Below are 9,954 nucleotides of genomic sequence, written 5' to 3'. Positions count from 1 at the left end.
CCCAAACCCGCGTCCATGGAACAGGCGATGGCTCTCCTGGGCGTGAACGAGACCTCCAGTCGCATGATCGCGATGGACGTCACCGTCAGAAACCTCCTTGCAGCCTGAGCCATCCGTCCTGCGGATCAGGTCGGCCACCGGCAGGCCCAACTCGGCCTGCTTCAGCGCAGCCACGATCTGCTCCAATAAATATCGCTTCTCCATGGCCAATCTCTCCATTCAATCTGGGGAGATCCGCCGAAAAGCTAACATCAGGACCGGACCACTTCCGCCGTGTCACCTCACCTCTCAGCGGTCCTTGTTCCCGGTTTCACCTGGGTGGCGCGGCGGGGCCTTGCTCCGCCTCGGGAGCGGCACGCAGACGGGATGCGGCAGCTTCAAGGGCGGTGATCTCCTGGCGTCGTTCCGTAGCCACGCGCTCGAGCTGAGCGGTTTCGCCTCGCAGGCGCTCCAGACCTGCGTTGGCTGAGGCCAGTTCTGCCTCCAGCGCCGTGACACGGCCTTCCAGGGTGCGGAGGCGGACCGTGGCTTCCTCGACACTCCGGCCTGTTTCCGCAGCGCGTGCTTCGGCGACCTCTGCCTCACTGCGCCGAGCCGTCAGTTCCGCTTCGGACCGTGCGGCAGCGTCGCGCAGCGAGGCGAGGCGCTGTTCGGCGTCGGTCAGCGCCTGCTGACGGCCTGCCAGGGCGGCTTCCGCCTCGCTGGCCTGCGCACGGAGCGAGGCGGCGCGCTCCTCCAGCTCACTGGTGCGGCGGGCCGCCACGCTCGCGCTCTGCTCAGCCTCGGCGAGTTGAGAGGCCAACTCGCTCAGGCGGGCTTCCACGGCTGCCGCGGCCGCTTGCCTTTCGGTGATGGCGGTGTTCGCTGTCTCGGAGGTGCTGCGTAACTCGGCGAGGCGGGCCTCAGCCGCCGTCACGGCGTCCACCAGCTCCACGAGGCGCACCTCGGCCGCGCGGAGCCGTTCTGTCGAGGCTTCGGTCGCGCGGGCGATCTCGGCCAGCCGAGCCTCGGCTCCCGCCCGGGCCCCCTCGCGGGCGGCAAGGGTTGCTTCGGCGTCGGAGATCGCCGTGCGGAGCGCCTGAAGGCGACCTTCGACGCCGGCAACCGCGGATTGCCGTTCCGTCAGGACCTCCTGGGCATCCCCGGCCTCGGCCACCAGCGCGGCGACGCGGGCCTGGGCCGCCTCAGAGCGGGCGGCGAAGTCAGCAGCCTGCGTTTCCGCTTGGCGCAGTGCTTCTGTCACTTCTCCCTGCCGGGCGGTGAGTCGCTCCAGTTCGGCGCGGCGCTCGGCCAGAGCAGCATCGGCGGTTGCCGCTTCGGCGCGGGCGGCAGCGAGTTCAGATGTGGCCGCCTCGATGCCTTGGCGCAGTTCGGCGAGGCGCGCCTCGTTCACGGCAGCGGAGGCGGCCAGTTCGGCGACGCGCGCTTCGCTCGCTGTCGCCTGCTGGTTGATGTCGGAGACACGGGCCTGGGCCTGGCCAACGCTGGCCTCGATCTCACGGCTGCGCGTCTCCGCCGTGGCAAGCTCGGCGCGCGCGGCCTCAACGCGCTGGTTCAGGGCCACGAGATCTCCGGAGGCTGTGCGCTCCTGTGCCAGGGTGCCCTCCAGCTCCGCGACCCGGGTGGCATTGGCCTGGCTGGTGGCCTCTGCGTTCTGCAGCCGGTTGCCGCGCGATACGGCGATGGACCAGCCAAGGATCATCAGGGCAAGGACGGCCGCCGCGATGGCAAGCACCGGCCAGGACAGGCCGAAGGCACCGGTCCGGCTGATGGGCGCCGCGGTGGCGGCAGGCGCGGGCGACGCTGCGCGCACGGGGCCGGCTCCATCCTTGCGCTGCTTGTTGGCCATCGGCTTGCATCTCCGGATGTGTCACATGAGCCGCGCCCATCCCGGCGCGATGGTCGTGTCGCTTCAGCTTACGACGGCACCCATAACGCATGAAGTCGCGGGACGGCGGCGCAGGAACTTGCCGGTTTCGGAGACACGGCTCAGATCCCGAACTGGCCTTGATCAGGGCGGGATACGCGTCTCTGAGCAGTTGGCAGCCACGTTCGCCCAGCGAATGAAACTCGGCAAATTACCGTGAGGTGCGCAGCCGGTTCGACCATGGGTCATGGGGCGGCCCGCGCACTCGGTGCTCGGCGCCTCCACGGCCTTCGGCGTCACGGTCATTGTCGAGGTCGCCTGAACCAAGTTTCCACGATGCCAGGCAAAAACACCAGGAGGGAGCGGTGGGGCAGGCCGACGAAGTCCAGGACCCCACCCCGGGTTCCGGCATTGCGACGCGGATCCTCGCTGCCCTCCGTGCCGAACTAGCCTAGGTGGCGCCAGTCACGTCCGAGGCACTGGCGCCGCTGGATCACATGCACGCTCGGGGGCTTCAGGCGACGCGGGAACTGGCGGACCTCCTCGGCCCACCACGGGCCGCCGAGCGAATCCTCGACATCGGCGCCGGCATTGGTGGGCCAGCGCGCTCGATCGCCGCCACCTTCGGCTGCATAGTCACCGGCGTCGAGCTGAAGCCGGAATACTGCGCTGCCGCGGCCGCGCTGAACGCTGCCACCGGCCTTGCAGAAAGAGTGCGCGTGGTCGAAGGCAATGCGCTCGCCCTGCCCTCGCCAGACGGCGACTTCGACCGGGCCTATTCGCATAACGTGGTTATGTGCGTCGCCGACAAGCTTGGCTTCTGGCGCGAGGCGCTGCGAGTGCTGCGACCTGGCGGCACGCTGGCCGTCATCGCCTACGCGGCCGGCCCCAAGGGTCCGCCGCACCACCCCTGTCCTTGGGCGGTGGAGCCGTCCGGAACGTTTCTCTCCGCGCCCGAGCAAACGAGGACCGAACTGGAGGCCGCGGGCTTCGAGGTTGCCCGGCTGCGCGACACCACTGCCGAGGCGCTCCTCACCCTACGGAAAGCTCGCCGCCGCGTGGAACAGGAGGGGCCACCCCCGCTCGGCCTGCACGTGCTGGTCGGCCCTGGTATGGTGCAGCGACAGGCAAACGCGGCCCGGAGCCTGGAAGAGGTGCATCTCGCCATCATGGAAGTGCTGGCCCGTAGACCCGCTTGAGGCCCGGCCCTCGGGAGAAGGACTGGGTGTGTAGGGTAGTGGGCGGTGCACTCTGGTCCCTGCGCACGGTTGGGAGAATGGCATGCGGTTGCGACCCATGATTAGAAGGCAGAAGCGTGTAACTGACACGAAACGCCACGCAGCGCCGTAAGCCACCGAAAACCTTCCGTTCCGCGTCGCCTCTCTCCAATGGTCACGACACAAGCCGAAATTTGGACCCGTAGTAGCCCTCCTCGCAGGGTCCGCTACGGGTGCTCCAGAGGTCCGCTGAAAGACCGGAGCCGAAAAGCCAAAGCTGACGGACCGCTTCGTGGCCAGCTTTGCACCTGCGCCAGGTGCGAAGGACAGGATGGCCTTCGATACGGAGACCCGCGGCCTCGGCATCCGCGCCACCGCCAAGGACAGCAAGACTTACTTGGTGCAGTGGACCGACCCCGGTCCGCGAGCCTCTGGGATTCTGGGGCGCCCTCACGGTCGAGAAGGCTGGAGAGGCGGCACGCATCCGCCTGGGGCGCCTCGCGGCAGGCTTCGATCCAAAGGCGGAGCGTGAAGCGAAGCGCGCAGAAGCAGTTCGCCAGCGAGAGGAGGCCGGGGCGTCCAAGCGTGAGGCCGCCTTCACCCTCGAGAGACTGATCGCAGATTGGTCGAAGCTGCACCTCTCCTCGCGTCGCAAGAACCACGCACAGGATGCACCTCGCCACCTCCGCAACAACTCCACCAGCCAGCTGCAGCGGCCCGTATCGGCGCTCACCCATGAGAAGGTGCTCGACGTCCTCGACGCCCTCCTGGACGCTGGCAAGCGCTCCGCGGCGAGCCATGGCCTTCTACTGGCCGAAGTTCAGCTTTTCGCGCGCTTTGGCCTGCCGCCCTATCAGGTGGTTGTGGGTCGACCGGCCGGGGATTTCGCTAGATGGCACAGGAGTTCGCAAAGTGAGGTCTTGCTCCCCGCCCAATTTGTTTCCTGGTCGCAGCCGCCTCGATCTGACAAGTTCGTTTGATGCCCGTCGCCTGAGGTCCCCTTGCTCGACGCCGCCTTCAGCCAGTTCGGCAACCTCCGCTCTGCCATCCACAGATCGCGCATCACTGTGAATATCGTCGCACCTGGAACCACCTACACGCCGATGCTGCGTGATCCCGCGCGAGTTGGCACGCCTCGGAAGGTGCCGCCTATCGGGCTCTACATTCGCCCCGGAGAGGTCGCTGCCCTTACCACCTTCATCCTCGGCCCCGAGGCCGAGGCCATCACAAGACAGCAGATCATGATCTGTGGCGGCTCTTCGCTCTGAGACAGCCGCATGGCGATGAACCTAGGCTTGCAGAGCGTGCCAGCGTTGCTCGCGTCGCAAGTGCTGACGGAGAAACTCCAGCCGGTTCAGGGAGGCCTTCAGGGCCGTCCTGGCCGCGTCCGCCTCTTCGAAAAGGCGGTCGCGATCCAAATCCTTAATCAGGGAGCGCTGCCGTCCCACCAGTCCCTCATGCTCCCGGACGAGCCGCTCAGCCCAAGTCAGAGAATCCTCATACAGTTCCATACGTCCACCGTCAGGGAAGATTGAGCCCAGAGAATCGGAAGGCGCCGAGAGGAGGTGTCCCCTTGGCGCCTTGATGACGATCTCGGTCAGTGAAGGCCGGGGTCGTGCTGAGGCTTAATGCCCAATCAAAGCCAGGGCATGAAGAACGGGGAATCCCGTAGCTTCGGAGCGCCTCTGCCGCCGCTGCCTCGGTTATGCGTGCCTACTCTCTTCCCGCTTCGACGGCAGGCGACCCCATGGGATCTTGGCAGGCTATGCAGGATCGGCGTTATAGCCCGCCATCGCCGCCTTCCTTAGTCTCACTCCCGGCCCACTCCCCGTGATGAACGAGACGTCGGACCCTAGACCCACGAAAGGCGTCGGACCGCACCATCTTAGCCGCTCGCGACCTCGTGCAGGCTGCAGTGCGCCTCCACCGTGGCGCGCGCTCGGTCGAGAGAATTCTGCATCGTCGCAAGCAGGGCCTGAGCAACCGCCACGGCATGGGGAATGCCGTCATTTTTCAATTCGGCGATGAACGCGATCTGCCGCTTGATGCGGACCTCGCACTCACGGACCTCGCGGCGAGCGTCGGCCGCGGTCTTCTCTGCTTGCATATTCAGTTTCCCCAGCGCGATGCCTTGATCAGTCCCCCCCGGGTTCAAAGCATCAAACATTCCCATAATTGAGGGGCCTTGGAGAGGGCAACGTGGAATCAGTAATCTCCCGAACTGTGGCGGCATGCGGAGACACACTGTGGCGCAAATGGCACATCTTAAGGTCGCTGGCGCTCAGTTGGATCAAGGGGCACCACCAGTGTTCCACAAGCATGGCGAAGAGCTTCGGCCCTGCGACAGGAGCCAAGTCGACGGCGCAAGCCGCGGGTAGCCTAATCCGCGCGTGTCTTGGCCTTTGGTGCTCAGATAGCTCGCTGGACGGTCAGTCCGGCTCGCGCCATGCCGCGACGACGAGGCGCACCCGTTGGGCCGCCTTCAATCGGCTTTGCAGCTCGGCCGCGCGCTTGGCCGCCTCAAGGAACTCGGCGGACCCGCTGCCGAAGACATCCAAGGCGTGTTGCTGCTGCAGCATCACCCTTTGAAGCTCATCGAGTGCGATTTGGTACTCTTTCGTTAGCAGCACGACGCTCTCCTAAGCCGTGTCGCCACCACCTATTCGAAAGCGATGCCGACTTCATGTCAGTTCATGCAACCTTAAGCTGTAGAAAAGATGCAGCATGCACCCATGGAATGCATCGGGTCGATTACCTAATCTGGCATGGGAAGGTTGCTTTGCCGTTTTTGCTGTCAGCGCCTTTGCCGCCAGCCGCGGCTTGAGTCCGACCCTCCGCGCGGCTCAGGGTATTCGGTTTGCCACCGCAAGTTCCCTTGCCATGCTGTGGCAGCCAGATGACCTTGAAGGGCCAGACGAGCTGTCGGCCATCGTTCCACACGATCACGACCGGGCGCCAAGAGTACTGGCCAAGAAGGTCCGGGTGGAAGTTGCGCGTGCCCTTGGCCGCGACCCGTTGGATGAAAACTTGGCGCAACTGCCACTCGACGATGTGAGCTATGGGGCATCCCTGCCGTCCAGATCCCCGGCCCAGACGACGTCCAGCTCATGCCAGCCAGGAAAGAGCCAGATCCGACGCAGCAGCATATCGCGGTTCACAGCATTGACCGTCAGCAAAACGGGTGGCGCTTCCTTGAATCGGCCGGGGTTATCCGCGAGACCGATCGAAAAGGCTGGGCGGCAAGCGATGAGTCCGGTGGCGAGATTGACGATACCGAGAGCCGCGCCGAGAAGGGCTGCGATCTCCTACCAGGCCATCGAACCGCCACCACCCGCGCCTGTCACCGCCCCATCGCATTGAAGCGCAGCAGGATCTCGCCGCCCTGTGGCGAGTAAGGGCGACCCGGCCCGGGCCGGCGCAGGCCTGGCTCGCCAGGATGTCGCTGAACTGCCCATCCGAGCCGAGCCGCTACACCTCGACGAAGCCCTCCGCGGTCCATTGCATCTCCCCCGGGCCGGACGCGCGGACTGGGCGGGGAGACTGGGCACCAACGCCGCTCCATTCGGCCAGTACGATTTCCCTCGCCGGCGCCTGGCTTGCGGCTCGCCCGCCACTGGGGAGCGGAAGCGCGTCCTAGCACCGCAACCGGAGCAGGCTGTCTTGCTCAGCCCGGCATGCTTCAAGCGTGGTGGACAAGACCAAGCGCAGCGGGATGAGGGCCAAGGGCGCGACCGCCGCGACGCGGGCGACCCAGTTCCGTCCGGCCCTACGTCTCAGCGGCAAGGTAGCCTCGCTCCTCTTTGCACACTGTGCCCGTGGCAGATCTCGGATAGCCGGACTTGAGCAATCCCGAATGCCAGCAATCACTCAACCATGACGGCCGTTAGCAGTGTTTCGGATCTGTAACTTGTGGTTGACCTGGTTCGCCCATGAGCGCAACGGGAGACAGTCCATGCGTTCCGCTGTTGGCAGAATGGCGTAGAGCCAGAAACACTGTCCGGTTGTGTTTCATTCGGGAATCCTAACGCTTCGGTTGTGTTCGTGGCGCAACACTCGCGCATAATTTGGTGTGTGACCAAACTCGTGCTCGGACTGGCGATTTCTTCCTCGTACGGCAGCAACTCCCATCAGCCGCGAAGAAGCAGGAGAAATCCCGATGCGCATTCCCAAGCAAATAGCCCTGGGCCTCAGCCTTCTCGCCGCGCCGTATACGGTGCACGCGGCTCCGTTGACCGGGTCGATCGACTTCACGGGCCTGTTCCAGGGGACCGACGCTTCGGGCACCAATGTGCGCCTCGCCGACGCAGTGGCCAGCGACTTTTGCGCCAACGTGTTCGGTGAGTGCGTCAAAGGTGGCGGCGGCGCCTTCTTGGTGAACGAGGTCGACGCGAGCGGCAACATGCCCGTCGCTGCCGGTGACTTTGGCGCCATCCAGGACTTCAACTTCGCTTCGTTCGCAGGCCCGATCATGGATTTCTTTGCCGTGGGTGGCCTCATCTTCGATCTCGTCAACGTGACGTACACGCAGTTCTCCGTTCCGCCCGCGGGCCAGGGCGCATCCGAGACCGACTACCTGCTGATCAGTGGCGCAGGCACCCTGCGCGCGGCAGGCTTTGACGACACCCCGGGCACCTTCACCTTCTCGGGCCAATCGGACGGCGTAAACCTGCTTGGCAGCTTCACCTTCTCCGGCGGGTCCGCGGCCCTCCCCGTTCCGGTGCCCGCGCCGGCCGGGTTTGCTCTGCTAGGTGCTGGCCTGCTGGGCCTTAGCCTGCTGCGCTGGAGAGCGGTCTGACCATCTTGACCTGACCCCGTAGAAGCGATTCGCAGGTAATGTGAGACCGGTGGAGCCGTGAAGGGCTTTTGGGACGGCGAGGAAGCACCACAAGCCGGAGGAGATCGTCGCAAAGCTGCGTCAGGTCGAGGTTCTGCTGGCGCAGGGGAAGTCCGCTGTTGAGGCGGTGCGGACGATCGGGGTGACGGAGCAGACGTACTATCCGTGGCGGGCGGAGCTTGGCGGTCTGAAGTTGGACCAGATGAAGCGGCTGAAGGAACTGGAGCGCGAGAAGGCGCGGCTGCGCAAGGCGGTCTCCGACCTGACGCTCGAGAAGATGATCCTGAAGGAGGCCGCGTCGGGAAAATGGTGAGCCCCGCCCGGCGTCGGGCCTGCGTCGAGCATGTGGTGCGCGAGCTAGGCGTGTCGGAGCGGAAGGCCTGCGCGGTGGTGGGGCAGCATCGGTCGACGCAACGGAAGGTGTCACGCGGATCCGACGACGGTTCAACGCACTGCGTTGAACGCGCTGACGGCAGACATCGTCGAGTTGGCAAAACGCTACGGCCGCTACGGCTACCGGCGGATCACGGCGCTGCTGCGGGATGCGGGATGCGGGCTGGTCGGTGGACCGGAAGCGCGTGGAGCGGATCTGGCGGTGCGAGGGGCTGCGTGTGCCGCGGCGGCAGCCGAAGCGCGGCAGGCTGTGGCTGGCGGACGGGTCCGGCATCCGGCTGCGCCCCGAGTGGCCCGGACATGTCTGGGCGTATGACTTCGTCGAGGATCGCACGCGGGACGGGCGGAAGTTTCGCATGCTGTGCGTGGTGGACGAGTTCACGCGCGAAGCCTTGGCCATCCGGGTGGCGCGCAGGCTCACCTCGGCCGATGTCATCGACACCTTGGCCGACCTGTTCATCGCACGCGGGGCGCCCACCCACATTCGCTCGGATCAGGGGTCGGAGTTCGTAGCTGCGGTACTAACGGGTTGGATCGAGGGCATTGGGGCAAAGACGGCGTTTATCGAGAAGGCGAGCCCGTGGGAGAATGGGTACGTCGAGTCCTTCAACGGCAAGCTGCGCGACGAACTGCTCAACGGCGCGGTGTTCGCCACGCTCCGCGAAGCGCAGGTGCTCATCGAGGAATGGCGCTGGCACTACATTCATGAAGCCGAGAGCCAAGTAATGGCACACGGTTGGTAGGTCGCTAAGCAGGCTCTGGTCGCGTGTCGCCAGATGTAGCACTAGCCCTCGGTCAAGGAGGAGGATGTCACCTCAGGCTCTCGCCTAACACTGAATTCACGTCTCCCACCGCGGAGCGAGATCACCGTCGAGCGCTTGGTCAGTCTCGTTGCGGATATGACACGGCGTCTCGCGTGACCGTCGCTCCGTCACCCTCACCCAGCTGAGGACGGACCCAAACTTCAGCCTGGATAAAGGTCGGACCCACAGCCTCCCGTTCGGCCGTGCCCCCTGAATGTGGCCTGCGCACCCACGCCACCGACCTCCGGACGCCAGCAGGGGTCGGGTTCGCCAGTCAGCGCTTCCGATGCGCTGAAAAGTTCCTGGCGAGCCTGGAGTGCCATGGTGTCTGCCTCCCCGGCCGCGACCAGATCCTCGATCGATTGCACGGCGGCAGCACGATCGCGGATCCGGCTCTCGTGCGCCTTCCTGATGAAAACAAAGGCGAGGATAAGTCCCGCCATGGCGCAGACCAAAACGCAGGCCTGCTGGCCGGTCACCACGCAGGCAATGACCGCCCCCAGAGTTAGGAAACCCCATCCGGAGTGGGCGCGGGCTTCCTTCAGGTCTCGCCGCGCCCAGTCGAGATAAATGTCGCAAAGGTCGCGTTCGCTCTGCTCAAGGGAGCGCCACGCCTCAATGAGACCTCGCCGACGCTCCAGATCGCGGACACTGAAATACAGGCCGCGGAGGGCGCGCAGGTCACGGTAGGGACGGCTTCGAATGGCTTCTGCCTCGTCGGCGATGCCCGCCAGCGCTTCGCACCAGCGCACGTGGCCGACGCACTCGCCTTTAATCGCGCGACAGCGAGGAACGTCCTTCACGACGATTGACATCATCCTTACTCCCTCCGCCGGCACG

General features: G+C 65.5%; 8 protein-coding genes and 1 pseudogene. 4 read left to right on the top strand and 5 right to left on the bottom strand.

The window, feature by feature from the left end; genetic code table 11:
- Together OF850_RS22365 and OF850_RS22360 are read right to left on the bottom strand one after the other, a co-directional pair.
- Window positions 1-204, bottom strand: a 204-nt coding sequence (locus OF850_RS22365) for a hypothetical protein (protein ID WP_301592535.1), incomplete at its 3' end; no start/stop codon positions are given.
- 106 nt (window positions 205-310) lie between these two features.
- The gene (locus tag OF850_RS22360) at window positions 311-1,849 is read right to left on the bottom strand and encodes a coiled-coil domain-containing protein (protein WP_301592534.1); all 1,539 of its coding nucleotides are present in this window, start codon (window positions 1,847-1,849) and stop codon (window positions 311-313) included.
- A 473-nt stretch (window positions 1,850-2,322) separates the two neighbouring features.
- Here OF850_RS22360 and OF850_RS22355 point away from each other — a divergent pair, with 473 nt between their 5' ends.
- Both OF850_RS22355 and OF850_RS22350 read left to right on the top strand, forming a co-directional pair.
- Window positions 2,323-3,066 (top strand): class I SAM-dependent methyltransferase, encoded by a 744-nt coding sequence (locus tag OF850_RS22355; RefSeq protein ID WP_301592533.1) that lies wholly within the window; start codon window positions 2,323-2,325, stop codon window positions 3,064-3,066.
- 1,019 nt (window positions 3,067-4,085) lie between these two features.
- The gene (locus tag OF850_RS22350; protein ID WP_301592532.1) at window positions 4,086-4,352 is read left to right on the top strand and encodes an SDR family oxidoreductase; all 267 of its coding nucleotides are present in this window, start codon (window positions 4,086-4,088) and stop codon (window positions 4,350-4,352) included.
- Between the two features lie 617 nt (window positions 4,353-4,969).
- On the opposite strand, the gene OF850_RS22345 is transcribed toward OF850_RS22350, so the two are convergent.
- Window positions 4,970-5,191 (bottom strand): hypothetical protein, encoded by a 222-nt coding sequence (locus OF850_RS22345; RefSeq protein WP_301592531.1) that lies wholly within the window; start codon window positions 5,189-5,191, stop codon window positions 4,970-4,972.
- Between the two features lie 322 nt (window positions 5,192-5,513).
- On the bottom strand, window positions 5,514-5,714 hold the full coding sequence (locus OF850_RS22340) for a hypothetical protein (RefSeq protein ID WP_301592530.1): 201 nt from the start codon (window positions 5,712-5,714) through the stop codon (window positions 5,514-5,516).
- 1,526 nt (window positions 5,715-7,240) lie between these two features.
- On the opposite strand from OF850_RS22340, the gene OF850_RS22335 reads away from it, so the two are divergent.
- Both OF850_RS22335 and OF850_RS22330 read left to right on the top strand, forming a co-directional pair.
- Complete coding sequence (locus tag OF850_RS22335) at window positions 7,241-7,879, top strand: hypothetical protein (protein WP_301592529.1); 639 nt, start codon at window positions 7,241-7,243, stop codon at window positions 7,877-7,879.
- Between the two features lie 103 nt (window positions 7,880-7,982).
- Window positions 7,983-9,012 (top strand): annotated as a pseudogene (locus OF850_RS22330) (IS3 family transposase); the annotation flags it as partial.
- 263 nt (window positions 9,013-9,275) lie between these two features.
- Here the strand turns inward: OF850_RS22330 and OF850_RS22325 are convergent.
- Window positions 9,276-9,932 carry a hypothetical protein gene (locus tag OF850_RS22325; RefSeq protein ID WP_301592528.1) on the bottom strand — a complete coding sequence of 219 codons (657 nt, stop codon included), beginning with the start codon at window positions 9,930-9,932 and terminating at the stop codon, window positions 9,276-9,278.
- Between the last annotated feature and the right edge of the window lie 22 nt (window positions 9,933-9,954).

Source organism: Sabulicella glaciei (assembly GCF_026183895.1).
Lineage (GTDB): Bacteria > Pseudomonadota > Alphaproteobacteria > Acetobacterales > Acetobacteraceae > Roseococcus > Roseococcus glaciei.
The sequence above is the reverse complement of the archived record's forward strand: the minus strand, read 5'-3'. Positions and strand labels throughout refer to the sequence as shown.